Annotated in this window: 32 protein-coding genes, 1 pseudogene and 2 other annotated features; of the genes and pseudogenes, 27 read left to right on the top strand and 6 right to left on the bottom strand. The window is 36.9% G+C overall.

Annotation, left to right across the window (positions count from 1 at the left end; translation table 11 throughout):
* Nucleotides 1-86 precede the first annotated feature (86 nt).
* On the top strand, nucleotides 87-719 hold the full coding sequence (locus tag T323_RS0119895) for an SCO family protein (protein WP_026674847.1): 633 nt from the start codon (nucleotides 87-89) through the stop codon (nucleotides 717-719).
* Between the two features lie 4 nt (nucleotides 720-723).
* The gene (locus tag T323_RS0119900; RefSeq protein ID WP_026674848.1) at nucleotides 724-1281 is read left to right on the top strand and encodes a hypothetical protein; all 558 of its coding nucleotides are present in this window, start codon (nucleotides 724-726) and stop codon (nucleotides 1279-1281) included.
* 97 nt (nucleotides 1282-1378) lie between these two features.
* Here the strand turns inward: T323_RS0119900 and thrS are convergent, their stop codons facing one another.
* The 3 genes from thrS to T323_RS0119915 all read right to left on the bottom strand — a co-directional run bounded on the left by thrS (nucleotide 1379) and on the right by T323_RS0119915 (nucleotide 4391).
* Complete coding sequence (thrS, locus tag T323_RS27230) at nucleotides 1379-2575, bottom strand: threonine--tRNA ligase (RefSeq protein ID WP_051556636.1); 1197 nt, start codon at nucleotides 2573-2575, stop codon at nucleotides 1379-1381.
* A gap of 49 nt (nucleotides 2576-2624) precedes the next feature.
* Nucleotides 2625-2855, bottom strand: a binding site (T-box leader).
* A gap of 35 nt (nucleotides 2856-2890) precedes the next feature.
* Nucleotides 2891-3118, bottom strand: a binding site (T-box leader).
* A 104-nt stretch (nucleotides 3119-3222) separates the two neighbouring features.
* Nucleotides 3223-3888, bottom strand: coding sequence for a threonine/serine exporter family protein (locus T323_RS0119910; RefSeq protein WP_026674849.1), 666 nt, complete (start codon nucleotides 3886-3888; stop codon nucleotides 3223-3225).
* A gap of 260 nt (nucleotides 3889-4148) precedes the next feature.
* Complete coding sequence (locus T323_RS0119915) at nucleotides 4149-4391, bottom strand: hypothetical protein (protein WP_026674850.1); 243 nt, start codon at nucleotides 4389-4391, stop codon at nucleotides 4149-4151.
* A 189-nt stretch (nucleotides 4392-4580) separates the two neighbouring features.
* Between T323_RS0119915 and T323_RS0119920 the strand changes: the two genes are divergently transcribed.
* The 10 genes from T323_RS0119920 to T323_RS0119960 all read left to right on the top strand — a co-directional run bounded on the left by T323_RS0119920 (nucleotide 4581) and on the right by T323_RS0119960 (nucleotide 13083).
* Complete coding sequence (locus tag T323_RS0119920; RefSeq protein WP_026674851.1) at nucleotides 4581-5675, top strand: YheC/YheD family endospore coat-associated protein; 1095 nt, start codon at nucleotides 4581-4583, stop codon at nucleotides 5673-5675.
* A 111-nt stretch (nucleotides 5676-5786) separates the two neighbouring features.
* Entirely contained in the window at nucleotides 5787-7157 is a 1371-nt protein-coding gene (locus tag T323_RS0119925; protein ID WP_026674852.1) for a YheC/YheD family endospore coat-associated protein, read from the top strand.
* A gap of 281 nt (nucleotides 7158-7438) precedes the next feature.
* On the top strand, nucleotides 7439-7540 hold the full coding sequence (locus T323_RS29845; RefSeq protein WP_505579022.1) for a hypothetical protein: 102 nt from the start codon (nucleotides 7439-7441) through the stop codon (nucleotides 7538-7540).
* Between the two features lie 23 nt (nucleotides 7541-7563).
* Nucleotides 7564-7980: an NUDIX hydrolase gene (locus T323_RS27235; protein ID WP_245613751.1), complete on the top strand. Its 417-nt coding sequence runs from the start codon at nucleotides 7564-7566 to the stop codon at nucleotides 7978-7980.
* A 122-nt stretch (nucleotides 7981-8102) separates the two neighbouring features.
* On the top strand, nucleotides 8103-8984 hold the full coding sequence (locus T323_RS0119935) for an aminoglycoside 6-adenylyltransferase (RefSeq protein ID WP_026674853.1): 882 nt from the start codon (nucleotides 8103-8105) through the stop codon (nucleotides 8982-8984).
* Nucleotides 8985-9011: 27 nt separating this feature from the next.
* A complete protein-coding gene (locus tag T323_RS0119940) occupies nucleotides 9012-9383 on the top strand; it encodes an iron chaperone (protein ID WP_026674854.1) in 372 nt (123 codons plus the stop codon).
* 58 nt (nucleotides 9384-9441) lie between these two features.
* Complete coding sequence (locus tag T323_RS0119945; RefSeq protein WP_373279349.1) at nucleotides 9442-10752, top strand: MFS transporter; 1311 nt, start codon at nucleotides 9442-9444, stop codon at nucleotides 10750-10752.
* Nucleotides 10745-11137, top strand: a complete 393-nt coding sequence (locus T323_RS27240; protein WP_051556637.1) for a hypothetical protein — start codon at nucleotides 10745-10747, stop codon at nucleotides 11135-11137. Before T323_RS0119945 ends, T323_RS27240 begins: the two co-directional genes overlap by 8 nt.
* Nucleotides 11138-11414: 277 nt before the next feature.
* Nucleotides 11415-12377, top strand: coding sequence for a helix-turn-helix transcriptional regulator (locus T323_RS0119955; RefSeq protein WP_026674856.1), 963 nt, complete (start codon nucleotides 11415-11417; stop codon nucleotides 12375-12377).
* Nucleotides 12378-12450: 73 nt separating this feature from the next.
* Nucleotides 12451-13083, top strand: a complete 633-nt coding sequence (locus T323_RS0119960; RefSeq protein WP_026674857.1) for a type 1 glutamine amidotransferase family protein — start codon at nucleotides 12451-12453, stop codon at nucleotides 13081-13083.
* 184 nt (nucleotides 13084-13267) lie between these two features.
* Here T323_RS0119960 and T323_RS0119965 read toward each other — a convergent pair whose 3' ends face one another.
* Nucleotides 13268-13624, bottom strand: a complete 357-nt coding sequence (locus T323_RS0119965) for a thioredoxin domain-containing protein (protein WP_026674858.1) — start codon at nucleotides 13622-13624, stop codon at nucleotides 13268-13270.
* Nucleotides 13625-13758: 134 nt separating this feature from the next.
* Between T323_RS0119965 and T323_RS0119970 the strand changes: the two genes are divergently transcribed.
* The 15 genes and pseudogenes from T323_RS0119970 (at nucleotide 13759) to T323_RS0120035 (ending at nucleotide 22804) form a co-directional block, all read left to right on the top strand.
* Entirely contained in the window at nucleotides 13759-14337 is a 579-nt protein-coding gene (locus T323_RS0119970) for a GNAT family N-acetyltransferase (RefSeq protein WP_026674859.1), read from the top strand.
* Nucleotides 14334-14846 (top strand): annotated as a pseudogene (locus tag T323_RS28945) (HAD family hydrolase); the annotation flags it as partial. The gene T323_RS0119970 and the pseudogene T323_RS28945, both read left to right, overlap by 4 nt.
* A 189-nt stretch (nucleotides 14847-15035) precedes the next feature.
* A complete protein-coding gene (locus tag T323_RS28950; RefSeq protein WP_026674860.1) occupies nucleotides 15036-15824 on the top strand; it encodes an MBL fold metallo-hydrolase in 789 nt (262 codons plus the stop codon).
* A 45-nt stretch (nucleotides 15825-15869) separates the two neighbouring features.
* Complete coding sequence (locus tag T323_RS28955; protein ID WP_156942487.1) at nucleotides 15870-16040, top strand: hypothetical protein; 171 nt, start codon at nucleotides 15870-15872, stop codon at nucleotides 16038-16040.
* A 300-nt stretch (nucleotides 16041-16340) separates the two neighbouring features.
* Nucleotides 16341-17384, top strand: a complete 1044-nt coding sequence (gene comGA, locus T323_RS0119985) for a competence type IV pilus ATPase ComGA (RefSeq protein ID WP_026674861.1) — start codon at nucleotides 16341-16343, stop codon at nucleotides 17382-17384.
* Entirely contained in the window at nucleotides 17381-18415 is a 1035-nt protein-coding gene (gene comGB, locus T323_RS0119990) for a competence type IV pilus assembly protein ComGB (protein WP_026674862.1), read from the top strand. The genes comGA and comGB overlap by 4 nt, the downstream gene beginning before the upstream one ends.
* Before the next feature lie 290 nt (nucleotides 18416-18705).
* Nucleotides 18706-19023: a competence type IV pilus major pilin ComGC gene (gene comGC, locus T323_RS0119995; protein WP_026674863.1), complete on the top strand. Its 318-nt coding sequence runs from the start codon at nucleotides 18706-18708 to the stop codon at nucleotides 19021-19023.
* Between the two features lie 5 nt (nucleotides 19024-19028).
* A complete protein-coding gene (comGD, locus tag T323_RS0120000; protein WP_281175756.1) occupies nucleotides 19029-19466 on the top strand; it encodes a competence type IV pilus minor pilin ComGD in 438 nt (145 codons plus the stop codon).
* Nucleotides 19453-19788 (top strand): competence type IV pilus minor pilin ComGE, encoded by a 336-nt coding sequence (comGE, locus tag T323_RS0120005; protein WP_026674865.1) that lies wholly within the window; start codon nucleotides 19453-19455, stop codon nucleotides 19786-19788. The genes comGD and comGE overlap by 14 nt, the downstream gene beginning before the upstream one ends.
* Nucleotides 19772-20200, top strand: a complete 429-nt coding sequence (gene comGF, locus T323_RS0120010; protein ID WP_026674866.1) for a competence type IV pilus minor pilin ComGF — start codon at nucleotides 19772-19774, stop codon at nucleotides 20198-20200. Before comGE ends, comGF begins: the two co-directional genes overlap by 17 nt.
* Nucleotides 20187-20582: a competence type IV pilus minor pilin ComGG gene (gene comGG, locus T323_RS0120015; RefSeq protein WP_026674867.1), complete on the top strand. Its 396-nt coding sequence runs from the start codon at nucleotides 20187-20189 to the stop codon at nucleotides 20580-20582. Before comGF ends, comGG begins: the two co-directional genes overlap by 14 nt.
* The gene (locus tag T323_RS0120020; RefSeq protein WP_026674868.1) at nucleotides 20579-21097 is read left to right on the top strand and encodes a shikimate kinase; all 519 of its coding nucleotides are present in this window, start codon (nucleotides 20579-20581) and stop codon (nucleotides 21095-21097) included. Before comGG ends, T323_RS0120020 begins: the two co-directional genes overlap by 4 nt.
* Nucleotides 21098-21128: 31 nt before the next feature.
* Nucleotides 21129-21323, top strand: a complete 195-nt coding sequence (locus T323_RS0120025) for a YqzE family protein (protein WP_026674869.1) — start codon at nucleotides 21129-21131, stop codon at nucleotides 21321-21323.
* 380 nt (nucleotides 21324-21703) lie between these two features.
* Nucleotides 21704-22408 carry a helix-turn-helix transcriptional regulator gene (locus T323_RS0120030; protein WP_026674870.1) on the top strand — a complete coding sequence of 235 codons (705 nt, stop codon included), beginning with the start codon at nucleotides 21704-21706 and terminating at the stop codon, nucleotides 22406-22408.
* Between the two features lie 150 nt (nucleotides 22409-22558).
* On the top strand, nucleotides 22559-22804 hold the full coding sequence (locus tag T323_RS0120035; protein ID WP_026674871.1) for a DUF2626 domain-containing protein: 246 nt from the start codon (nucleotides 22559-22561) through the stop codon (nucleotides 22802-22804).
* A gap of 290 nt (nucleotides 22805-23094) precedes the next feature.
* Here the strand turns inward: T323_RS0120035 and T323_RS0120040 are convergent, their stop codons facing one another.
* Both T323_RS0120040 and T323_RS0120045 read right to left on the bottom strand, forming a co-directional pair.
* A complete protein-coding gene (locus T323_RS0120040; RefSeq protein WP_026674872.1) occupies nucleotides 23095-24168 on the bottom strand; it encodes a class I SAM-dependent methyltransferase in 1074 nt (357 codons plus the stop codon).
* A gap of 183 nt (nucleotides 24169-24351) precedes the next feature.
* Nucleotides 24352-24987 (bottom strand): MBL fold metallo-hydrolase, encoded by a 636-nt coding sequence (locus T323_RS0120045; protein ID WP_026674873.1) that lies wholly within the window; start codon nucleotides 24985-24987, stop codon nucleotides 24352-24354.
* Between the last annotated feature and the right edge of the window lie 44 nt (nucleotides 24988-25031).

The following is a 25031-nucleotide window of genomic DNA, read 5'->3' on the forward strand; positions in this document are numbered from 1 at the left end:
CTAACAGCAGGGGGAGCTTGTCCTCAATACCGTCTTCCCCTGTGGTAGTAGCAAGCCATCAGCTTTGATGATAGGAAGTGACTTACATGAATAACCGTCGGCGTCACATCATTTCAGTTCTCGTTGTTTGCCTATTTGGAAGTTTGTTGTTTTATGTTGGAACAGATGGGTTTACTGCCTTTACAGCAGAAACGGCGAGAGTCAATCAATTAATGAAACAACAACCACAGTTTCCGGAAGTGACATTTGAAGATAGCTTTGGGAGAATTTATCCTTTTACTGAGTTCGAAAATAAATATGTATTGATTACATTTATGTATACAACGTGTACAAGTGTATGCTGGCAATTAGAAATGAATATGGCGGAAGTGTACGACCAAATTCCTAAACAGTTTATCGGAAATGACATCGTTTTTCTTAGTATTAGTTTTGACCCAGAAACAGATGACTCAGAGACATTGGACGAATATAAAAATTATTTTAAGAGCGATGGAGAAACGTGGCGAATGGCAAGAATTCCGGATCAAGTGGAATTAGAACGGTTGTTACAAGAGTTTGGGGTCATTGTAATCCCTGATGAATATGGAAACTTCGCTCATAATTCAGCGTTTTATTTTGTTGATAGAGAAGGCACATTACAACATGTGATGGATTTTACAAAGCCAGATGAAGCCGCAGCGACAGTTAGGGCGGTTCTGGAAAAAGAGAAGGAGGGATAGTGTGATGGACCAATGTAAACTAGGGTTAGCCCTCTTTTTTTTCCTAGCGCTCCCTCCAGTTGCTCGGTTTATGGAGTCGATAATGGTCATTCATATGCATATGCAAATGCCAATGCTTGTCATCTCGGGTTTGTTAATGGCACCATTTTTCCAACGGCGATTCCCTCACTTTTTTGAAAAGTGGAATCACAATGGCGTCCCAGGAATTCTGTTGTTTACCTTCATTATTAGCTATTGGTTGTTGCCACGAACAATGGACGAGGCTTTAATGATAACAAGTGTAGAAGTGTTTAAGTTTATTAGTCTCCCTTTTCTAGCGGGGCTCCCATTACGTGATAGTTGGACAAAACTAACGGAATTTGCTAAAAATACAGTCATCCTGCTTTTTACCGTCCTTTTTATCGGTGTCGGGTTTTTATATGTTTTCGCTCCGTTCCAATTGTGCAATAATTATTTAATGATCGAACAATTAACGCTCGGCTGGGGGTTTTTATTAACAGCTTTGGCAATGGTTATTTACCTTTGTTATAAAGCGTTCGTTGATCCAACGGAATATGAGTGACTGTAATAAAAGGTAGGGGGTCACAAAGGGAAAGCTCGAAAAGATAAATCCAAATCTTTTCGGGCTTTTTTTTGCATTGACGCCAATAGAAGGACGGTCATTCATTGTTAAAATGATTAATGACTTGTTCGAGATCCATGACCCCTATGTTTCCTTTTTTTCTTTTCCGTAACGCGACAGTTTGTTCGTTCATCTCTTGATCACCAATAACAAGTGTATAAGGGATCTTCTGCTTTTCTGCTTCTCGAATTTTTAATCCAAGTTTCTCTACTCTATCGTCAACTTCCACACGATAACCAGCAGATTCTAACTGTGATTTCACTTCATATGCATAATGAATGTGGACATCAGAAATTGTTATTATACTTGCTTGAACTGGGGCTAGCCTTAGCGGGAAATCGCCAGCGAAGTGTTCAATTAATATCGCCATAAACCGCTCGACAGAACCATAAATTGCACGATGAATCATAACGGGGCGTTGACGTTCATTTTCTTTGTCGACATAATAGCAATCAAATTGTTGTGGCATTTGAAAATCAAGCTGAATTGTACCACATTGCCAGCTTCTTCCGAGAGAATCCAATATGTGAAAGTCGATTTTCGGACCATAAAAGGCACCATCTCCAGCGTTGATTTGAAAGGGAATTCCTTTGCTGTTTAACACAGATTCCAAAGCAAGTTCTGAAAAATCCCAAATGGCTTTATCCCCCATATAGGCTTCAGGTCTTGTTGATAGTTCAACTTTATATTCAAAGCCAAAATGAGAGTAGATTTCATCAATCAATTCAAGCACGTTCCCGATTTCTGATTCGATTTGGTCCATTGTTACAAATAAATGAGCATCATCTTGAGTGAATGATCGAACTCGAAGTAAGCCATTTAAAGACCCTGAAAGCTCGTGCCTGTGAACTAATCCTAGTTCAGCAAAGCGAATTGGAAGCTCACGATAGCTTCTTCGTTTACTATTATAAAGTAAAATAGCGCCAGGACAGCTCATTGGTTTTATCGCGTAGTTTTGTTGGTCAACAGTTGAAAAATACATATTGTCTTTGTAATGGTCCCAATGTCCAGACTGCTCCCACAATTGTTGTTTCATCATAATTGGTGTTTTGATTTCTTTGTACCCAGCTTTTTGATGTTTACTCCTCCAAAAACTTTCTAATTCATTTCGAATGATCATGCCTCTTGGTAAGAAAAAAGGCATCCCTGGTGCTTCTTCCATTGAAGTAAATAGCTCTAACTCTTCCCCTAGTTTACGATGATTAATTTTGTCTGCTTCTTCTTGTTTACACATGTAAATTCCTCCTACTTTTTAATATAACAAAGACCACACTCATCCCAACTAAAGGGACGAATGTGGTCGTGGTTCCACCCTAATTCCAAAAAAACAAATTCAAGTTTTATGCTCAAGAAAGATAACGGTTTTCCCGGTTATAGATATTCTATACAAGTATATTTCCCTATAACAGCTCCGAGGTGGTAAATCATTTGCTTTTCTTCAGGGTTCTCAGCCAATGACCCTGTTCTCTGGAAAGAAAACAACAATTGATTCATGTCCTCATCTACGCCAATCTATTTTTTTGTATAAAAAAAACGCACTTATCCCAACTAAAGGGACGAGTGCGGTCGTGGTTCCACCCTGATTCCATAAAAAGACGAACTTCTTATGCTCAAGAAAAGATAACGGATTACCCGATTATAGATACTCTAAAAAGATATTTCCCTATAATAGCTCAAAGGTGGTAAACCATCCCGTTTTCTTCGGGGCTTACAGCCAGTGACCCCGTTCTCTGGAAAGAAAAATTGAAATGATTCATGTCCTTATCACAGCTTTATTTGATGTGTGATTAAATATTGTTTTTCATTTTAAGCTATAAAAAAGTGAAAAGCAAGTAGTTATTTTGGGGATGTTTAAATTTTGAATGGTGATTTTACAGAGATTTAAAAGTCTAGTTGAATCTTTATATTTTTAGCTTCCTTTGTATGTAGTTCGATTTTATAATGCCCTTCTTTCCCTTGAAGATGAATTTGGTCATGTGTCTCAACTGAAAGTTTTTCAGACCAAACAATTCCATCTTCACTTCTAAGGATTAATTTTACCTCACCATCAGTAATGTTGAAATCAAAAGGAATAATAATTAAGCCTTCTTTCGTAACTGTAAATTCTTCAACTTGATGTGTCCCTTTTAATGAATCTATGGAAACGTTTATTCTATTTCCATCTTCTACATTTTTTGTAACATTGTTTGCTACATTTGTTACTACGTGGTCTCCAAACAATAGAAAGGAGAAGACACCCCCGATTGCTACGATACCGAATAGAAAAGGAATTAAAAAAGCGGTGATAAAAAAAGGTTTTTTATTTCCAGATATAAATTCATGTAACAACCAGACATTTAACTTGTAAACAACTCTAAATAAAATAGGGAATAGTAAAGCAAATATGATAAATGAAATCCAATGCCCGTTTAGAAGACCGTATATACCGAAACTCACAACTGCTAACGCGTAAAAGATAATACTAGCCCAATATCCAAACAAAAAAACAGAATTATCACGCATGGGTTTACCAAAGATTTTTTCTGCTACTTTTTTAATAACAATCATCACATCCTTAACCCACAAATGCTATTATCAAGTAATTAATTTTAACATAATTTAGAAAGATACGCATTTATAGGAAATTATATGAAATCAAAACAGTCGTTTCAAAGAATTCGAATGAAAAATGAAAACAAACTAATATAACTACATACAATTTCTACTTGACGTTTAGCACTGCTATTACTCGCCTGATTGGATTAACTAGAAAAAGAGTTGTTCCAAAAGGGCGAAAATACCCTTTTGGACAGCTCTTTTTTCACTTTCTATTCTTCGCTTTCGCCAGCTCCTAAATTTGCAATTGCACTAAGAATCCCTTGCAGTACACCTACTAATTGTTGCACTTGGTCTTCAGTTAAATCTTCGGGAGAACTAATTCTAACACAAGGTAACTCGACTTGAAGTTCAATCCCTAATAGAACAATATCAATCGGACATGGAATGCCGATACATAGAATTTCATCACCTGTACAACAGCTGTCAGGACAAGTGTTCATATTGTTTCCCATCTGTTTCCCCTCCTTTCTATCAATCTAATTCTATCCGTATGGTAGGGGGGATTTTGTTGCTTGTATGAAAACCTATTAATCCTTTGATTTTGAAAAAAGAGGCAAATTGATAGGGTGTCTTGTCCATACTTCTTTTCTTTTTTGAACATAGAATACAGCATGAATAACTAGAGAAGGAGTGGTGAAAAAGTGAGTGAAAGAATACGGAGCGATGAAAATCAAGTAACGATAGGATTACTTGTCTCCCGTGCAAATAAAAAACTGAGGCAGCGAATTCTCGACCTTACTGATTTGGCTGAGTGTAGTATAGGTGGAGAAGTCGTTGCTTTTTCTTTGAAAGGGATAAGGAAAACGACGAATGTCATTAACGGATATGTGTATTCCACAAAAGAGAAGAACTGGAACCGATCTATATTTCCAATGCCGGATGCTATCATAAACCAAATTTCTTTATCTCATAAATGGGAACGGTATTTTACAAAAGTAGTCGGTGAGAAAATGATAAATAATTTTACATTTAGTAAATGGGAGTTGTATGAATGGTTATCTCAACATAATAACTATCACAACTATTTACCCTACACTGAACGACTTGATGAACCGAATAAAGTTCTTACATTTTTGCAAGAAAAACAAGAAGCATATTTGAAGCCGATTTTCGGAAGCTATGGAAAAGGAATTATGAAAATAACAAAACAAGAAGATGTTTTTCAAGTGAAAGTTCGTTCGAAAAAGAAAGTAAAAACATTTTATTGGAATGAGAAAGAGCTTCTCCTCTGTATTCAAAAAACATGCAAACCGAATACGTATATTATTCAACAGGTGATTGACTTATATATTAGGAATCGTCCAATTGATTTTCGATTGATTACTGTAAAAAACGGAGGTGGAGAATGGGAAAATATCGGCTTGCTTGCTAGAAAAGGCAGTGAAGGGGAGATTGTGAGCAATACAGGGGTGGTGAAAGCCGGGAATTCTGGACTTCAAAACCTATTGTCTTTACCGAAATGGAAAGCGATTGAACTAAGAACAAAAATGAGTCAACTTGCAGTAGGGATGGCACAGCAAATGGAAAAATATAAAAGTGAAGGAGGGAATCTAGGAAACTTAGGTTTTGATTTTGCTGTCGACAAAAATCAAAACCTATGGATGATTGAAATGAATCATCGCAACCCTCGTCATCAAATGGCTGTTGATACAGGAATGCATGCCATGTATGTTCAAGCGAATCAATTGATGATGGAATACGCGACTTCCATAGCACAACAATCTAGTTTTGAGTAATCTGTCTACTATTGCAAAGAAAAAGACGAAACCCCTACTCTTTCAGTCTATTCAGGCTTAGCTACTTTTTCATATGGTATTAAGAGGCTGAAAGAAAAAGGAGGGAGATTTTTGAAAGTTAAATGGATTAAAGATAACGAAGAAGATAACATTTATTTTCCGAGGAGCTTCTTGCAAACGATTCAGTCACAAGGAAAACGAATGTTTTATTTTGGTTTATGGAAAAAAGAACTTACCGTTAATATTCTAACAGATTTATCAGAAGGGATGATTGGGCTTTCTCGTAATTTAAAAGAGGAAGTGTTTATCCCAGATCTTGATTACGAGATACTGGTAGATGAAAAACAGGTAAATGTTGGGCCGGTCATGGCTTATTTAGTATCAAATCGGTTTATTCAAAAACTAGATGTCATTAAAGAACGAATCGAAAATGCGGTACCGGTGAAAGGGTTACTCATTTTAAGCACAGTGTCTAGAATTAATGTTGAGAATGAAACAATGGAAGGTTATTATTTTCAACCTGGTTCAAAAAAGGCAGAATCACAATGGAAGGAAGGAAACTTTAAATACCCAGCCTCGATTTTTAAAAGAGTTCCTGTACCTTCTGACATCGATGAACATTTATATGAAAAGACAAATGGTCGTATTTTTAACTCAAACTTCTTTAATAAGTGGGAAATGTGGGAATGGTTACACCCTGACCCAGTAATCAGGAAGCATCTACCTACGACAAAAGAGGTAAATCGTATCGATGATCTGTATAATATGCTCGATATTTACCCAGCCATTTATTTAAAACCGAAAGAGGGATCAGGTGGAAAAGGGATTATTCAAGTAAAATATGATGGTCATTTCTACCAAATTTCTTCAAAACAAGAGAAGCATGAGAAAGTCGAAAATTTAGAAGGACATCGCAAAATTAAAAAAATAATGAAAAAGAAAAGTAAATATATGATTCAGCAAGGTGTCCCTTTAACACATGATTCAAGAAATGTTGATTTTCGTCTTTACATGCAAAAAGATGAAACCCAACAATGGAAATGTTCCGGCTTCATTGCTAGGTTTGCTGTCCCAGGCAGCGTAACAACAAATATGAGATATCTTGACTATTTAATGGAAGGAAGCGAGGCCCTTCGCAAGCTTTTTCAACTAGACGAAAAGGGAATTACCGAGTTAGAACAAAAAATAGAAACAATTTGTTTGCGAGCATGTCAGCTTCTTGATAAACAAGGCTGCTTTGGTGATATTGCCATTGATTTTATACTCGACCAAAATCAACATTTGTGGATATTAGAAATGAACAAACGATATGGATACAAAAGCTTATCTTTAATTGGAGATAGCGAGTTTCATAATAAAATCATTAGTAACCCATTTCTTTTCGCATATTCATTAGCGGGATTTAAAGCGGAAAATACGGAAACTAGTCATTCTGAGAAAGAGAAGGGCAAACTAGAAAAAGTGTTGAAGTCAAGTAAGTAGTCTTCGTTTTATATGTGGCTGGGTGTAAACGTTTAGTTCCGAACCCAGCCCTTCTTTTTACAACTCTAAAGGACATCTATTCCTCTATTTTAAAGAAAATGACCTTTTTTCACATGCTATCGGACATCTGTTCCGATAAACTAGAAAAACGAGCGGTTCGTAAAGTTAGTTTCATGAAATAACGGAACGAATGTCCGTAACTTGAAGACGAAGAAGGATACAGTCTACTTGCTGGATATTTATGTTAAAATAAAGGAAGTAACAAATCTTGGAGGGCGGTTATGGAAAAATGGAGAACGATTAAATCTGACTATCTACATAAAAGTCCATTTGGGAATATTCGACGGGATTGCTGTGAGCTTCCAGGAATACTATGTAAATGAATATTCAGATTGGGTAAATGCGGTTGTCATTACAAAAAAAAAACGAATTGGTATTGGTCGAACAATATCGTCATGCTGGAGAAGGTTTCTTTCTGGAAGTCCCAGCAGGAAAAAAGGAACAAGGTGAAACATTTGAACAAGCGGTCGTTAGAGAAGTGAAGGAAGAAACTGGATATATTTCAATAGAAAAACCGATATTCCTTGGTGAATTTATGGTGAATCCAGCGACGCAAACGAACAAAATTAGAACGTACTTAATTGTCGATGCTTTCAAATCCTTTGAACAAGACTTAGAAGACACAGAAGAGATAAAGATATCATTGTATGATTTTCATCACTTTGGCAAGCAAATAACAACAGGGGAAATCAATACACAGCTTTTTACTGTCAGTGCTTATTATTTGGCGAAAAATTACATAGCAGAAAATAAAGATAGATAATTTTCAAAATAGAGAGGTGGAGAGAGTATGAATGTAACAATTGGGTTAATCTCGATAGGATTGGGTTTAGCTCTTATGGGTTATTTTTAAACATTAAGAAATGTTTGTTGGAGGGATGATGGTTGAGAAATGAGCAAGACATGATGGACGTAATCTTATCGACCGCAAAAGATGACGAACGTATTCGAGCTGTATATATGAATGGTTCGAGAACAAATCCGAACGTAAAAAAAGATATATTTCAAGATTATGATATTGTTTTTGTCGTAACGGAAACGATGTCGTTTATAAAAGATAAAACGTGGATCGACCGTTTTGGTGAACTTATTATGATGCAGGAACCTGACAAAAATGATTTCGGCATTGTACAAGACATCGATTTTCATAAATCATACGGATTTTTAATGCTTTTTACAGATGGGAATCGGATTGACCTTCGTATTGAAACAGTAGAAGTGATGGCAGAAAAGTACAAGAAAGAAAAATTGACTTTGCCGCTATTGGATAAAGATCATCTCTTACCGGCGATTAGTCCGCCTACCGATATCGACTATTATTTGAAGCCGCCTACAAAAGAGGAGTTTGATAGTTACACGAATAATTTCTGGTGGTGCTTGCAAAATGTTGCAAAAGGAATGTGGCGTGATGAACTCCCCTATTCCAAACTCATGTTTGAATATACGACAAGAGATGCGTTAGATAAAATAATCGCTTGGTGGATTGGGATACAATATGAGTTTCAAGTTTCGATAGGAAGTTTAGGAAAGTATGTGAAAAACTATCTTCCAAAGCAGTATTGGAACATGTATAAAGGCACGTATTCGAATGCAGAATATGATAATATGTGGGAATCTATTTTTGTTACGTGTCAGTTATTTAGAACATTGGCTCAAGATGTCGCAGCACATTTTAATTTCAGGTACCCTATTAAGGATGACAATAATATGATGAGTTATCTTAAACATGTGAGAAACTTGCCTTTTGATGCGAAAGAGATATATTAAATTTCCAGAATGAATGGAGGAAAAAGGATGGAAGTGTTTGCTGAATTTATAGCAGCGATTCAAAAAGAGGAACACCGTAATCGAACGAACGAAGTGTTAAGTTGGGTGTCTAAAAAATTCCCGCAGTTAAACCCGAAAATAGCCTGGAACCAGCCGATGTTTACTGATCACGATACGTTTATTATTGGGTTTAGTGTAGCAAAACAACATTTAGCTATTGCCCCTGAAAAAGTGGCAATTGATCGATTTGCCGAGAAAATTAAGGAAGCCGGATATGATCACACGAAAGAGATCATTCGAATCAAGTGGAATCATCAGGTGGACTACTCTTTGCTTGAGGAAATCATTGAATTTAATATAATTGATAAGGCTGATTGTACGAGTTTTTGGCGGAAATAAAGTATTGAAGGTTCTAGTAGAGATAGAATAAAAGAATACCGGGAAGGGAGATAAACGAGTGGATGATGGGGCTGAAAGCATAAGCGTAGAGAAGGAAAATCCGGTTTGGGTACAAAAGTATATCGACTCACCTGAACAACAAAAGAAATTATACAAACGAACATTACTCATTGTTGTTCTTTCACAAATTTTTGGTGGAGCAGGACTTGCTGCGGGTATTACTGTTGGTGCTCTTCTTGCCCAAGATATGTTAGGGACCGATAGTGTGGCTGGTCTTCCGATGGCTTTGTTTACTTTAGGATCAGCAGGGGCTGCGTTTTTAGTCGGACGACTTTCACAATCGTATGGGAGACGGCCGGGGCTTGCAACTGGGTTTTTAGCTGGTGGAATTGGAGCGCTTGGCGTTATTATAGCCGCAGTAACAAGCAATATTTTTCTTCTGTTTGCCTGCTTATTCATTTATGGAGCGGGAACGGCCACGAATTTGCAAGCTCGGTATGCGGGGACTGATTTAGCAAAGTCTACCCAACGAGCAACTGCTGTTAGTATTGCCTTAGTATCGACAACGTTTGGGGCTGTAGCCGGGCCTAATTTAGTTAGAGTAATGGGCAATGTCGCTGATTCTATCGGTGTACCGACATTGGCAGGACCATTTATATTAGCTGCGGCAGCGTATATACTTGCTGGTTTAGTCATTTTATTTTTTCTCCGTCCAGATCCTTTTCTTGTCGCTAAAGCGATAGCTGCTGCTGAGAAGACGACAGCTACGATAAGCGCAGAACCGAATTCTCGGGAAGAGATAGAGAAAAAGCGAAAGGTTAAAGCGGGCATAACAATTATGGTCGTTGCTCAGTTCGTGATGATTGCTATTATGACAATGACGCCTGTTCATATGGGGCATTATGGACATGGATTACAAGATGTTGGACTTGTAATTGGTTTTCATATTGGCGCGATGTTTTTACCTTCATTAGTTACTGGTGTTCTCGTAGATAAAGTCGGAAGAACGGTTATGGCCATAGCTTCAGCCATAACACTATGTCTAGCCGGAATGTTAGCGGCTTTTGGTCCAGCTGAGTCAATGTTTATGCTTCATACAGCTCTTATTTTGTTAGGAATTGGTTGGAACTTTGGTTTGATTAGTGGAACGGCACTTATTGTAGATGGAACAAGCACAGATACTCGTGCAAAAACACAAGGAACGTCAGATGTGTTAGTTGCCCTATCAGGTGCAGCGGGTGGAGCTATTTCTGGAATTGTTGTCTCGTATACTAGTTTTTCAACATTATCGATATGGGGAGCTGTTTTCTCATTGATTATCATTCCGGTTGTGTTTTGGAGTAAACGCGGAAGGAAGAAAAATGAATAGATTACTTGGCTTGCTCGTTTATTTTCTTATTGTTCTATTGATGCTAGCTAGTTGTGGTTTGGCTGATGGCGGAAAAGTAACGGCACAAGAAGTACTACAACAAAATGGCGAGGCAGATGTTTTTCAATATAATGGCTTTATTTACAGCAATATGACTGATGTGGAGTGGTTTCAAGAGGAAAAACAAAACTATCTAAAACATGATGAAATAGGAGCTGTGCGAAGACAATCAACGGATGCTAGAAGCTTTAAAGACTTTACCGCTACAAAATTGCCTGTTGGAACAACAATATATAGAGCAAGTAAAAATGAGAAGGATACAGGGATTTTGATTGTGGAATATGAAGGGGAAACTTTGTTTTATATGGAGTTATTAGAAGGGTAGAGTCTACATTTTAGCAGGAGCAGAAGGGCGTTTCTATTTGGAAATAGAACGCTCTTTTTTGAGTCACTAGCAAAATTCAAAATAAAGAAGAAAAAATTTCGTATTTTGCGACTTTTCATAATAAATTACGTCTTAAGGGAACTGAATTTTTTGGGGGGGATGAAGTTGCACGATTGTCTCATTTAATAGAAAGCTATCGGAAAGGAACAGTTGATGAGTTGTACCAAAAATCGGAAATATATAATGAAAATTAAATTTCATATTAAGGTGGAATGATATGCCTAAAATTGACAATATGTTAGCAATTCTATGGATGCTTCGTTCAGGTGAAAAAATTACTGCAAAACAAATTTCAGAAAAGTTAGAGATGAATATAAGGACTGTGTATCGTTATATTGATACACTTTCTACAAGTGGAGTACCTATAATTTCAGAACCGGGACATAACGGTGGATACACTTTATTGAACAATTTTATTGAAGCCCCTCTATTTTTTGATATTGAAGAGCAAACTGCACTATATCACGCTGCTGTTTTTGCAGAAGAAGCCGGATATTATGGAGGTGAAGCACTAAATAGGGCCATTTCAAAACTAAGTAAATACTCAAATCATGAGCAGGAAACAAAGGTAAACCAACATTTAACTAGTCTTGAAGTAATAAGTCCAGTAAGTTCGCTCTCTATCGAACCTTTTTTGAAGGAGTTGGAGCAGGCTGTAGCTGACGGGTACTCAGTAAAAATTCTTTACCATAAAAGTGGGGAAAAGCAAGTAAATGATAGATTGGTCGATCCGTACAGAATTATCTATTGGAATAATAAGTGGTATGTGATTGGATTTTGTCATCTTAGGAATGATATCCGTAGTTTTAGAGTAGAGCGAATTGAAAGTCTTATGCTAACCGAAAATAAGTTTAACCTGCCAGAAAACTTTTCAGCACGTGACTTTTTTATGAAAAGCCTCCTTCCAACTATAGAATATAAGGATGGGATTATTTCTTTAGTTATTAAAGGAAATACAAGCGCGTTAGATGATATTTGCCAACATTGGTTTTTAGGACGTTATTTACTAGAACGAACATCAAATCAAGCAGTTTTTCTTCTTGAAGAAGATATGATACATACATATGTACCTTATTTACTTTTGCCGTACAATAAATCTATTAAAGTTATTGAGCCAATAAGTCTTAAGAAAAGACTTGTTGAAGTTCTGTCGGAACTAATAAAATTTCATCAAGAATGATAACTTCCCTGACGCTAGCTGTCAGGGAAGTTATTTTATTATAGTTATATCAACGTGATTGGAGTGTTATTGGATGAAAACAAAAAAAGCTTTTCTTTATGTATTTAATACAATGTCAGACTGGGAATATGGATATTTAATTGCTGAACTACACTCAGGAAGGTATTTCAAAAAAGGTTTAGCACCTTTAAAAGTAACTACTGTAGGTGCTAATAAAGAAATGATTACTACCATGGGAGGACTTAGCATTAAACCAGATATTTCCCTTGATGAATGTACTCTTGAGAGTAAAGATCTTTTAATTTTACCAGGAGGGACTACTTGGAATGAAGAAATCCATCAACCTATCTTGGATAGAATTGGCCAAGCTTTAAAGCTTGGCACCATTGTTGCTGCAATTTGTGGTGCAACTGTGGCCCTCGCGAATATGGGATACCTAGATTCTAGAAAGCATACAAGTAATAGCTTAGATTATATTAAAATGGTATGTCCAAATTATAAAGGAGAAAAGTTTTATGAGTTAGGACCAGTTGTATCTGATGCGAATTTAGTTACGGCATCAGGAGTAGCTCCACTGGAATTTGCTATGGAAGTACTAAAAAAAATAGATGCATTTACACTAGATACATTACATTCATGGTATAACCTAAATAAGACTCATCAACCGGAATACTTCTTCGAGTTAATGAATTCAATAAATAAATGAAATAACTGAAAAGCTCAATTTCAACCTCAATAGATTTAATCCATGAAGATGATAGGAACGATACAGGGATTTTAATTGTTGAAGATGAAGGAGATGCTTTGTATGATATGGAATTGTTAGAGAGGTAGAAAAGAGCGGTTTTTCAGCACGCTCTTTTTCTTTTTAAAGAAATCGAATAGATGTCCTACTCACTAAGCATATACCCAATCACCCTATTTGTATCACTGTCAATTAAGATGGAAGGTGTACTAACCACACTGTCCTTATCATCTTCAAAAGAGACGGTCAAAACTTCTTTTCCTTCAAAGGTAGGATCTAATAATTCGTAATTATCATCAACAACAAGTTTTGAAACTTCGGCGGTCTGCCAATTTTTCTTTGCTGTTTCATTCCACCCTTGCTCGTTAATAAAATTCCAAGCCGTTTCTTTCACCTCATAATAGCTATCTGAATTACTTTCCATTGTTTCATTATTGAAACAGCCTCCTAGCAAAAGTACGATGAAGACGGTTATTGTTATAGTTATCATGTTTGTTTTCACAGTATTCCCCCCTTTTCTAATAAAACGTTGAAAATCGTATTTTGTTACAAGTTTATCTAATTTTATTGGAGAGGACTTCTAGGTTTATTGAAAACTATAAAAATAGTAAGCTAATAAATATAGGAGGATCGACGATGAAGTTTGACGCTATATGTAATACAATTACGTCTGAAAGATTGTTGTTAATATTGTTCCAGCCTTCAGATACAGCAGCAGTTACACACCTTTGTAATAATTATAATATTTATAAAAATACATTGTATTTACCATTTCCTTATTCTGAAGAAGATGCCTTAGCTTGGATTGCGAATCACCTCGACAACTATAATACTGACAAATCATATGAGTTTGCAATTACAGACCGCAGAACGGGGGAATTATATGGCGCCATTGCTTTAACGAATAACCACCACTTTAATCATGGTGAAATGGCATTTTGGATTGGGGAACAGTATTGGGGAAACGGGTATGCAACAGAAGCAAGTAAAGCCATGCTTACTTTTGCATTCACTGTTAAGCAGCTTCATAAAGTATTTGCTCGTCACTTTCATACGAATCAAGCTTCAGGTAAGGTGATTCAAAATTTAGGAATGACAAAAGAAGGAGTATTACGAGAGCATGTACAGAAGGAAAATCAATATTTAGATCTCGTATATTATGGGATGCTCCAACACGAATTCACAGGAAATTGTAAAGTATGGAGGAATCTATGATTAAAGCAGTCATTTTTGATTTAGACGGGACATTATTGAACCGAGACGCGTCAGTTAAACTGTTTATCGAGAAGCAGTATGAACGATTTTTCCCGTTTGTTGGTCATATCCCAAAAAAACGATATAAATCCAGATTTATTGAGTTAGATAACGGTGGGTATGTATGGAAAGACAAAGTGTATCAGCAACTAGTTACTGAATTTGAGATTACGGGTGTAACATGGGAAGCGTTACTACAAGATTATGAAAATGAGTTTAAATATAGTTGTGTGCCTTTCCCAAATCTCAAACCAATGCTAGAAACGTTAAATAAGAGAAACGTGTTGCTTGGGATGATAACAAACGGGTATGGTCAGTTTCAACTAGATAATATCAAAGCACTAGGGATCGAAGAATATTTTGATGTTATCTTAATTTCAGAATGGGAAAAAGTGAAGAAGCCGGACCGAGAAATATTTGAAAGAGCGGTTGAACGTCTTCAAGTGTTAGCCCATCAATGTGTATTTGTCGGAGACCATCCTGAAAATGATGTCCTTGCCGCTCAAAAGGTTGGGATGACAGCAATCTGGAAAATGGATGAACGATGGGATGGTGTAGAAGCAGACTTTAAGGTTGACGATATAGGAGATATTCCTCGTATTGTTGAAGAAATAAATAAAATGGTAGGTAAGGAAGAAAAAATAGTAAAGGAGAATGTTATGAAAAAGATTATTGACCCTTGGTTTACCGTTACCCCAATCGGTGAGAAAACATTTGCGATAAGTGAGTTTGGGCACTGGGAAAAAGTCCATTCTTTTTTGTTAATAGGGGAAAAGGAAGCGGCGTTAATTGATACAGGGCTTGGTATAGACAATATCAAAAGGATTACCGATCAAGTAACGGATTTGCCAATACGAGTCGTAACAACACATGTCCATTGGGATCATATCGGCAGTCATGGGGAGTTTGATTCCGTTTACGTACATAAAGAGGAAGAGGATTGGTTAGTAAACGGAATAAAAAAACTACCGATTGAGCAAATCAGACATGATGTAAGTCGAGATATTACGAAACCAACACCAGCATCATTTCAACCGGAAACTTATACCCCTTTTCAAGGGCAGCCAACAGGATTACTAGATGACGGTGATGTGATTGAACTTGGGAACCGAAAGCTAGTCATCTATCATACGCCGGGACATTCGCCAGGTCATATTTCGATTTTGGATAAAAGCAGTGGCTATTTATTTACAGGAGATTTGTTATATGATGAAACACCTGTGTATGCTTTTTTTCCGACAACCGACCCTGTCCAGCTTGTTCAATCATTAGAAAAAATAGCAAACTTAAAAAATGTAACAAAAATTTATGGGTCCCATAATACAATTGGACTTGAACCAAGTCTTTTAGATGAAGTGAAAAAGGCAGTTCAAGAGCTGAAACGACAAGACGTGATTAAGTTTGGAACTGGTATCCATACGTTTAATGGCTTTAGTGTGCAGTTTTAAAATAAAACTTCTTTTTAGAGTGGGTTTATATAAGGAGATACAAAGATGAGCATTGGTTTGATAGTATTTTTAGTGTCTTTGCAATTTTTGAGTATTGGCGTGGGAATTTACGCTTCTACGCAAGGGAAAAAAGGATGGCAGATGATTCGAATTTGGTCTGTTGTTGCTTTCTTTATTCTGCTAGTTTTTATTGTTTGGCATTTTACTAGAGCTTGATGGATGTCTTTGTGTAACGGACATTTATTACTCTATATTGTGAAAAAGAAGCGTTATTCATTTTTTATTGGACACCTGTTCCGTTAATTCCTCAAAATCGTGGTCAAAACCAAGCGTTTTCTATGATTTAGCGGAACTGATGTCCGGTAGCATTCTCAAAACGTTACTTTTTCTTGAAATAGCAGAACGTATGTCCGAACGCGTAAAGAATGATAAATGATTTTCTCAAGGCGTTGATTTTTAAAGGAGGAGAAATCATACTTTTCACGAATTAAGCTTTATCATAAAGGAGGTGATGGGGTGGAGGACATTGAAAAAAAGTCCGCCAATCTGATTATGAAAGCAAGTGACACACATGCGAGCGACATTCATTTTGTTCCGAGACGGAATGATGCTCTGATTCAATATCGCATTAATCAATCACTTGTCGACGGAGAAACGATTAGTCTTAGAGTGTTAGAGCGATTAATTAGTCATTTTAAATTTGTGGCTGGGATGGATATTGGCGAACGACGCAAGCCGCAAAATGGTGCAATGGAATTTCAGCATAACGGGATGACTATCAGTTTACGCTTGTCGACCGTTCCAACCATTTTTCATGAAAGTTTAGTTATTCGGCTTCATCCGCAAACCTCTTTTCTTACCCTCGAACAACTCTCATTATTTGCTTCACCTGTTCAAAAACTTCACAAACTTATTTCAAAAAAATCTGGTTTGCTTTTAGTGACTGGTCCAACTGGTTCAGGGAAAACGACGACATTATATACGATTCTTCAAACGTTAAAACTGAGTAGTGGTCGACAAGTCATAACGTTGGAAGATCCAGTAGAAAAGAAAAATGATTTGTTTTTGCAAATTGAAATGAATGAAAAAGCGGGGATTACATTTGCAGAAGGGCTTCGTGCGATTTTGCGTCATGACCCGGATATTATTATGGTCGGGGAAATTAGGGATGAAGAAACAGCAAGATTGGCCGTTCGGGCGGCGCTTACAGGGCATCTTGTTATTTCAACATTACATACACGTAACGCAGCAGGAGCTGTTATTCGGCTGCTTGAGTTTGGGATTCCGTTATTAGATTTAAAAGAAACATTGGAAGGTGTCATGGCACAACGTCTTGTTGTTCGATATTGTCCGTTATGTCATGGGAGATGTCATCGCTTTTGTACCAACTTGGGCAAAAGAAAACAAGTCGCGATTTTTGAAATTTTAATGGGACAACCGTTGGATTATTATTTGCATAATCAACAACAAGATGAAAAACAAACCTACTCAACACTACATTCAGAATTAAGAAAAGCAATTGCTTTAGGATTTATTTGTGAAACGGAGTGGAAAATATGAGAAAAAAGAAGTGGAAGGATAAGGATAAAGCAGAGTTTTTAAAACGGCTTGGTACTTTACTTGCCCAAGGCTATCCACTAGCAGAAGGTATCGAGCTTTTGACCGTGTACAAACCTCAACATGTAAAAGATGCATTGCGTTCGATTGTTTTAAAATTACGGTCGGGAACAACGCTGCACCAAGCATTAGAAGCCGAGAAATTTCCACAAGATGTGCTGCTATATTTATATTTTGCCGAACAAAATGGCGACACGAGTACAGGGTTAGTTGAATCAGGTGAGCTATTTTCAAAACGTGTCGATATGATAAAAAAAATAACCGGGTTGCTAAGGTATCCAGTCATTTTATTATGGGTCGTTTCGATGCTTACATTAGTCATGGTTAATTATTTGTTTCCACATTTTCAAAATATATTTTCAGTGATGGCAATGGAACCTCCTCTTATTACAAAGTTGTTTCTTTCCTTTATTGATTTTGTCCCTTTTATTTTTTGGGGAGGGAGTGCTTTCGTTACCCTTTTCCTCTGTTATTACTTCTTCATTTTCAGAAAATATTCCCCTCACGAAAAAGTACGCATACTGCAAAAAATACCTGGTGTGTCGACATTTACCGAATCCTTGATTACCTATTATTTTTCTTCCCAACTAAGCAGTTTGTTAAAAGGCGGTATTTCCATATTACATGCATTATCGATTTTCGAAGGTCAAAATTATATACGCTTTTTTAAAGATGAAGCGAAAAGTGTGAAAGAACAATTGCAAGAAGGATATAGTCTTGATGGTGTCATTGCCCAACGCTCGTATTATCAAGCAGACATGTCGCTAATTATAAAGCAAGGTCAAAGTCGAGGCAGGCTTGCATCCGAATTAAGACATTACAGCGACATGTTGTTTAGCTCAATTGAAGAAAATGTAAAAAAAACAGTGATGACGATTCAGCCGATTTGTTTTCTTCTTATCGGATCCGTCGTTTTGCTTATGTTTTTATCGATCTTACTTCCTATCTTTGGGCTGATTAATACCATGGGGTAGTTCTTTAGATGAATGAACACACCAATTTACAAGAAAATCCATCTAGTGCTTTGTTCTTTGTAAAGAGAAAGTAAACATAAATGTGTATTATGAATCATTTTGTAGAAGGAAGGAGGGAATTGAAAGAATATGTCAAAATCAGTACATGCGTTTTTAAAAACACACACTGGTGGTGATGTTCCTTTCTGGACAGTCCTCTTCCATTCTTAGTTCCTCAGTTGCCAACCTCTTGTTCTCTTTAATTTGATTCCTCGGTTTACAATCTTCATTTATGAAAAAGGAGTGGAATTATGAAAAAACTGTTGAAAAAGCAAGCTGGGTTTACGCTGATTGAAATGATGATTGTGTTGCTGATTATTTCGATTTTATTATTAATTGCTGTGCCAAACATGACGAAAAACACGGCAGTCGCGGGTGATAAAAGCTGCGATGCTACGATTAAGTTGCTTCAAACCCAAGTAGGTGCGTATGAAGTGGAAAAAGGAAGCTTGCCGGCAAGTTTACAAGCGCTGCAAGACGAAGGGTACGTGGACAATATTACTTGCCCGAATAATGAAACTCTATCATTAAATACTAATGGTGTAGTGGTGAAATCACCATCTAACTAATGGACATGAACAAACATGAAAAAGGCTACACGATGACAGAATTGATTGTAACTTTAAGTATTATCATGATGATGAGCTCACTAGTCACATTAACATTTAGTCCTCTTCAAAAGGCACAGCAAAAAGAGCATTTTCTCCATGAATTCAAAAATGACCTCTATTTAACCCAACAGCTTGCGATCTCAACTGGGAACCCCACGACATTATATATTCGTACAACGAACCACACATATTCCATTAACCAACAAACAAAACCTCTTTATACTCGAACATTTGATTCTACGATTTCTTTTGAAAAAGGGACATTGTCATTTACAGATGTCATTTACCATTATAACGGCAATATTAGCAAATCTGGTACATTGTTAATGACGATTGACGGTACTCGTTATCGAGTCGTGTTTCTCCTTGGGAAAGGGAGGTTTTACATTGAAAAAATGTAGCGGATTTACGTTAATGGAAGTCGTGATGGCATTAAGTATTGTCATGATGATGACAAGCTTTTTATTGCCTGTATTATTGAAAGTGTATCAAGAAAACAGGACGATTCAAGAGCAGACATGGGCAAATGTATATGTTCATAAAACACTACAAGAATGGTTATATGATGAAAAAACACTCCTCGCTTCATTTACCATCCAACAAAAAGGAACAACGTATGAGGCAACTTCCAAAATGGAAGCTAATCAGGTGGAATTTTGTTTAACTTGGATAGGAAGAAACAGTCGAAGTTATGTGACATGTCAATATGCGAAAAAAACATGAAGCAGGAATGACGCTACTAGAAGTATTGATTGCGTTGTTTATTTTCCTTTTAGTTCTCCCCTTATTTCCTCTTGTCATTCATGTAGTCGCCACTTCTCTATCCTCGGACCGATTACACGAATATGAAGTCGAGTTGTTCTACACACAGCTTGCAATGGAAGTGCGTGAAGCAAAACAAGTGAATGTCCAAAACAACATCATTCGGTTACAAAAATGGGATGACTCGCTCGTGACGATTGAACCGTATGGAACAAGAATCAGGCGGCGTGTTAACCAAACAGGGCATGATGTTTTATTACAAAATGTTGAAATGGTTTCGTTTGAAAAGACAAACAATGGTGTCATCGTGTCTGTTGGCTCATCGAAAAAAAGCTATGAAAGAAGGCTGTCGCAAGCAGATGTTTTCGAGTAACAATAAAGAGGCAGGTTTTATCCTGCCTCTCACTTTAATTATCATGTTCCTCTTGTCCGCTGTTGTGTTATTTGAAGTTCGCGATTTTATGCATAAAAGGATATTTTATGAAAAGCAACAGGAGTTATTTACGATCGAATCCTTATTGCAAATGGCAGCAGTTGACCTTGTTGATAGGATGAACGAAGCTGTGGTGGAAACGACAGGAACATTTTCTTATGAACATGGCTCAGCACACTACTGGATGGAACCAGTAACTCATGATACAGTATATATACAAATGACAATGGAGACGAATGCGAAAAATAAAAGGCTTGTTCGGATTACGTATGATGTAGAAAAAAAGAAAATCACTCATTGGTGGGAGGTAACTAAAGGATGATGGTTTATTTTACAGGCTTTATGGGGTCTGGCAAAAGTACGATTGGCAGTATTATTGGGAAATGCTTGGATTATCAAGTCATTGATACAGATGACTATTTGCAAAAGAAATATGGAAAATCAATTTCTGACTTATTTGCTAAGTATGGAGAAGAGAAGTTTCGTGATTTAGAGTCAGCAGCATTAAAAGAAATAAAAGATGAATTCCTCATTGTGACAACTGGTGGTGGAATGGTGATGAGAAAAGAAAATCGTGATTTTATGAAAGAAAACGGATTTGTCATTTTTTTAGATGTAAGTCTCGACCAAATTTTATACAGGCTTGAAGGTGATACGACTCGCCCCTTAATGCAAAAACCACTACAAGAAATTGAAGCTTTATATTTAGAAAGACAACCGCTTTATCGTGAAGCGGATTTAATTGTAGATATCGACTCGTTAAATATACCGCAAATTGTCCAATTGATTACAGATGAAGTGTATAAAGTAAGTGAAGCTAGGGGATACTGTTCGTAAAACGATTGTTTTCGAATAGGAGTGTTTTGCGATGTCGTTTAACGATATTGTCAAATATATAACCCAGCAGTTCGTCACGTACGTCGACCAGCCAAGCGAGAAAAGAAAAGAGCTTCGACAAGAACGAAAAAGTACGAGGTCTCCGATGCATTATCAAATGTTTGGAATGGTGCCATTGGCGTTATCGATTTTCTTTAAGAATTCACGGTCTAAGCGAAACAAATAAAAAGGTGGCATCTAGTTGCTGCCTTTTTTATTTTCTAAAATGGTAACGGACATCTGTTCCGTTATTCCGGTGAAAACCGCGTATTTGCTTTTTTTACGGACGTGTGTTCCGCTATTGATGAGATTAGAATAGGTAAGAATTCATTCGGAATTGTCACCATTAACGGAACAGGTGTCCGTTAGCTTTTCGAAATCGCGTGTTTTTACTAAAATAACGTACTGGATGTCCGAATGCTTGTTCATCATCCGGAAAAATGGCAAATTAGCGAACTTCTTTAAGATATCGGATAAAAGCAAAGAAAACATAGAAAAAAACATTATTCTTTTTTCCTATTTATATTATAATGATGGTGTAATAGAGGAAAAGGGGTGAGCCATCCAATGGATCAAACATTAAAAATAACAAATGTATTATCAGACCCTACTCGATTTTCCATTTATCAGTATGTGTCAAGGATACATCGCGAAGTAACGGTGCAAGAAATTGCGGAGCATTTTAAAATTCACGCAAATGTTGCTCGGCTTCATCTTTCGAAATTGGAAGACGTGAAAATGCTTGTTTCACATACTCAAAAAACAGGGAAAGGTGGCCGACCAAGTCGGACATACCAATTATCCGAAGAAGTTGTTAGCTTACAGTTTCCGTATCGTGATTATCAACGTCTTGCTGAAATGTGTTTGGAAACATTAGTTGAATTTGGAGAGCAAGGGCAAGTCGTTCTTAATAAAATTGGTTTGAAATATGGAAGAGAGTTAGCTGGAAATTATTTAGCGTATCTCGGCAAACAAGTTGAAGACTTATCGACAAAACAAAAATTAAGTTGTGTTGAAACAATTGCTCAAAACCAAGGTTTGAGTCCTGAGTTGGCATTTAATGAAGAAGAGCGAAAAGCCACCTTTTCTATTTACAATTGCACGTTTAAAGAATTAATTCAAGATTATTCAGATGCCCTATGTCCGCTTCATCATGCATTAATTCAAGGAATATTTCAATATTTCTTTGGGGATATTACAATACAAGAAGAGCATTTAATGACAAAACCAGAGTGTGACACTTGTCAATATAAAACGGTATTAACGTATTAAAAACGAGGATACCAAATTATTGTCATACATTAAATATTTACAAGTGCTTTCATTCTCATATATAATATAACATGTATTATGCTAAAAATGATGCCAACACAACATTTGTGTTAGTTTTATTGAATTGATAGAGAGAAGGAGGGGACAGTTATGGATCGCATGTTTCGTGTCTTGAGCTTCTGGACGGGTATCTTCGCAGTATTATTCTTTGTTGGAGATATGTACAACATGGCTCTCTTATTCTTCGCGCAAACGGGTGGATTGTTAGCGCTAAGCTATTTAAACCTTTCTGAGCGTGTGTATATTTATATTTTCGGTGCTTATTTAACAGTATTCTTTGTAGGATTTACATATTATTCTACATTCCTGTTACAACCAGGCGTCGGAGGTCACTAAAAACGTGTGTTTTACATACAAAAAGCTGAGTTCTCTTTTTGAGAAGCTCAGCTTTTTTGTTTTTGGATATGCGTGTCTAAAGGACAGACCTGCTTTTTATTAAGGGTTCTATTAGATATTTCAGTGAAAAAGGAATCAAAGTGTCTAAAAGGAGTGTTCTATTAGACACTTCAGAGTGAAAAAACATGTAAAGTGTCCAATAGGAAAGCTCTAATGTACAGTTCTCAATAATCTAACAAGAGTTTTGTCCTTTATCATGGAAAAAAGAATTCCCACCTTCACCATCGTCGCTACATCCCTTTTGTTTGTTTAATGACATAAAAATACGTGCTCATTGTTAAAAGCGACCGGATCGCACGGTTCCTTTTGCTTTCTGCAGAAAAAGGATCTGGGTTATGGTGGTCTTGCAAATAAGAAAGGATGTCTGCTTCTAATAGAAATTTATCCTGGGTGTTTACATATTGTAGCTGAAAGCCAAGCTCTGTTCCCATTTCAATTAGAGCGTCTAAATGTATATGAGTTGTTAAATCCATCTCACCAGGGTGTAAAAGTGGATTTGTTATCATCTGATGCTCATAATAGCCACGTAAGCTGCCATCTTTTCGCTCTGGTTGTTCCCAGTCTTTCTTTGTATAACCATAGTCTAAAGTGAAAATAACGGCCTGTTCGACCCAGTCGGCTAGGTGTTGAACCCATTGTTTCATGGCGAGTGGGATTTCAATGCGTTGTCCTTCTTGCAGTGGGGGGCCGTATTGGTGTAGCCACTCATGTAGCTCTGCGCGGTCACATTTTGTTTTCACTTCTTGTAATAAACTGTTTTCATCCATTGTGATTTTTATTTCATATAATTGACCATGCTCCCACGAAACGACATCAACAGGGAATGCATCAAGCAATTCGTTGGAAAACACAATTCCTGAAAACGGCTTTGTTTGAAACTCATCAATAGAACGATAATAATGAACATTACGATGTTCTTTTAGCCGTTGTTTTTGTTCGTGTAAGTGATATGGACTAGTTTCTACAATGCTGTATGTAAGTTCTTCATAAGTCGCGGGGCACAGCTCTTTTATTTTTGTTAAAACATCAAAGGCAAACCGACCGGTTCCTGCACCAAATTCACAAATATGAAATGGAAGAGGAGTGGATTGCCATATATCAATAAATTGCTGGGCAAACACTTCAGCAAATACGGTACTGACATTACTGCTCGTATAAAAATCACCGGTCTTTCCGACTTTTTGTTTTTCTTTCATGTAATAGCCGAATTGTGGATGGTAAAGGGCTAAGCTCATAAATTCGGAGTACGATATTTGTTTTTGTTCATTTGCCTTGATAGAAGCAATAATATAGTTCAACAACATAGTTAAATCCCTTTCATCTTTAGCGTCAAATAGGTTAACATCATTGACATAGTGTTAACCAATATTTTATAATTTTGTATGTGGATGCTAAGGAAAAGGGAGTCCCCCTCCCCCTATACATTCATGCTTGTTTTACAATTTACTCCCCATTGACCTCCGTTTGAGGTCCTTTTTTTATGCGGTTTAAAATCCAGATAAAAAGGGATTTGAGTCCATTTCATTTCCAATCGTTGTTGTTGGGCCATGACCAGATGCGACAACAGTTTCTTCTGGTAATTCTAATAATTTCGAATGGATACTTTGTAAAAGTTGTTCATGATTTCCGCCTGGTAAATCGGTACGACCGATGCTTCCTGAAAACAAAGCATCACCTGAGAAAACTATGTTTTCTTTTTCGAAGTAATAAGATATACTTCCAGGCGAGTGCCCCGGTGTGAAGAAGACGGTAAATGTAAATGGTCCGACAGTAATGGGTTCCTCTTTTACAACTAAATGGGAAGCTTCTTTCATTTTCACTTCTTCATCACCCATAAAGTACATCGAACCATTTTGGGCCGGGTCGCTTAACCAGCCTTTTTCATTTTCGTGTAGATAGACGGGGATGTCCCATTTCTCACGGATGAAATCAACAGCGCCAATATGGTCAAAATGAGCGTGCGTTAATAAAATAGCGACTGGTGTATATTGTTGCTCGGTTAAAAAATTTTGCAATTGCTCTGCGTTGCCACCTGGATCAAAGATGACCGCTTCTCCTTTGTCATTAGATAGGACATAACAGTTCGTTTGTAATGGTCCTAGTGGAATTTGGTGTATATTCATATGAGTTCCTCCATTGCAATCATTTGGTTCTTATTTTACACTTT

It is taken from the genome of Alkalihalobacillus bogoriensis ATCC BAA-922 (genome assembly GCF_000621445.1).
Lineage (GTDB): Bacteria > Bacillota > Bacilli > Bacillales > Bacillaceae_F > Bacillus_AO > Bacillus_AO bogoriense.

What these genes read in the sequence shown, in the direction of transcription:
- T323_RS0119895 (WP_026674847.1), top strand. Translation starts at nt 87, where the DNA reads ATGAATAACCGTCGGCGTCACATCATTTCAGTTCTCGTTGTTTGCCTA.
- T323_RS0119900 (WP_026674848.1), top strand. Translation starts at nt 724, where the DNA reads ATGGACCAATGTAAACTAGGGTTAGCCCTCTTTTTTTTCCTAGCGCTC.
- thrS (WP_051556636.1), bottom strand. Translation starts at nt 2,575, where the DNA reads ATGTGTAAACAAGAAGAAGCAGACAAAATTAATCATCGTAAACTAGGG.
- T323_RS0119910 (WP_026674849.1), bottom strand. Translation starts at nt 3,888, where the DNA reads ATGATTGTTATTAAAAAAGTAGCAGAAAAAATCTTTGGTAAACCCATG.
- T323_RS0119915 (WP_026674850.1), bottom strand. Translation starts at nt 4,391, where the DNA reads ATGGGAAACAATATGAACACTTGTCCTGACAGCTGTTGTACAGGTGAT.
- T323_RS29845 (WP_505579022.1), top strand. Translation starts at nt 7,439, where the DNA reads ATGGAAAAATGGAGAACGATTAAATCTGACTATCTACATAAAAGTCCA.
- T323_RS0119940 (WP_026674854.1), top strand. Translation starts at nt 9,012, where the DNA reads ATGGAAGTGTTTGCTGAATTTATAGCAGCGATTCAAAAAGAGGAACAC.
- T323_RS27240 (WP_051556637.1), top strand. Translation starts at nt 10,745, where the DNA reads ATGAATAGATTACTTGGCTTGCTCGTTTATTTTCTTATTGTTCTATTG.
- T323_RS0119955 (WP_026674856.1), top strand. Translation starts at nt 11,415, where the DNA reads ATGCCTAAAATTGACAATATGTTAGCAATTCTATGGATGCTTCGTTCA.
- T323_RS0119960 (WP_026674857.1), top strand. Translation starts at nt 12,451, where the DNA reads ATGAAAACAAAAAAAGCTTTTCTTTATGTATTTAATACAATGTCAGAC.
- T323_RS0119970 (WP_026674859.1), top strand. Translation starts at nt 13,759, where the DNA reads ATGAAGTTTGACGCTATATGTAATACAATTACGTCTGAAAGATTGTTG.
- T323_RS28950 (WP_026674860.1), top strand. Translation starts at nt 15,036, where the DNA reads ATGAAAAAGATTATTGACCCTTGGTTTACCGTTACCCCAATCGGTGAG.
- T323_RS28955 (WP_156942487.1), top strand. Translation starts at nt 15,870, where the DNA reads ATGAGCATTGGTTTGATAGTATTTTTAGTGTCTTTGCAATTTTTGAGT.
- comGB (WP_026674862.1), top strand. Translation starts at nt 17,381, where the DNA reads ATGAGAAAAAAGAAGTGGAAGGATAAGGATAAAGCAGAGTTTTTAAAA.
- comGC (WP_026674863.1), top strand. Translation starts at nt 18,706, where the DNA reads ATGAAAAAACTGTTGAAAAAGCAAGCTGGGTTTACGCTGATTGAAATG.
- comGD (WP_281175756.1), top strand. Translation starts at nt 19,029, where the DNA reads ATGAACAAACATGAAAAAGGCTACACGATGACAGAATTGATTGTAACT.
- comGF (WP_026674866.1), top strand. Translation starts at nt 19,772, where the DNA reads ATGCGAAAAAAACATGAAGCAGGAATGACGCTACTAGAAGTATTGATT.
- comGG (WP_026674867.1), top strand. Translation starts at nt 20,187, where the DNA reads ATGTTTTCGAGTAACAATAAAGAGGCAGGTTTTATCCTGCCTCTCACT.
- T323_RS0120020 (WP_026674868.1), top strand. Translation starts at nt 20,579, where the DNA reads ATGATGGTTTATTTTACAGGCTTTATGGGGTCTGGCAAAAGTACGATT.
- T323_RS0120025 (WP_026674869.1), top strand. Translation starts at nt 21,129, where the DNA reads ATGTCGTTTAACGATATTGTCAAATATATAACCCAGCAGTTCGTCACG.
- T323_RS0120030 (WP_026674870.1), top strand. Translation starts at nt 21,704, where the DNA reads ATGGATCAAACATTAAAAATAACAAATGTATTATCAGACCCTACTCGA.
- T323_RS0120035 (WP_026674871.1), top strand. Translation starts at nt 22,559, where the DNA reads ATGGATCGCATGTTTCGTGTCTTGAGCTTCTGGACGGGTATCTTCGCA.
- T323_RS0120040 (WP_026674872.1), bottom strand. Translation starts at nt 24,168, where the DNA reads ATGTTGTTGAACTATATTATTGCTTCTATCAAGGCAAATGAACAAAAA.
- T323_RS0120045 (WP_026674873.1), bottom strand. Translation starts at nt 24,987, where the DNA reads ATGAATATACACCAAATTCCACTAGGACCATTACAAACGAACTGTTAT.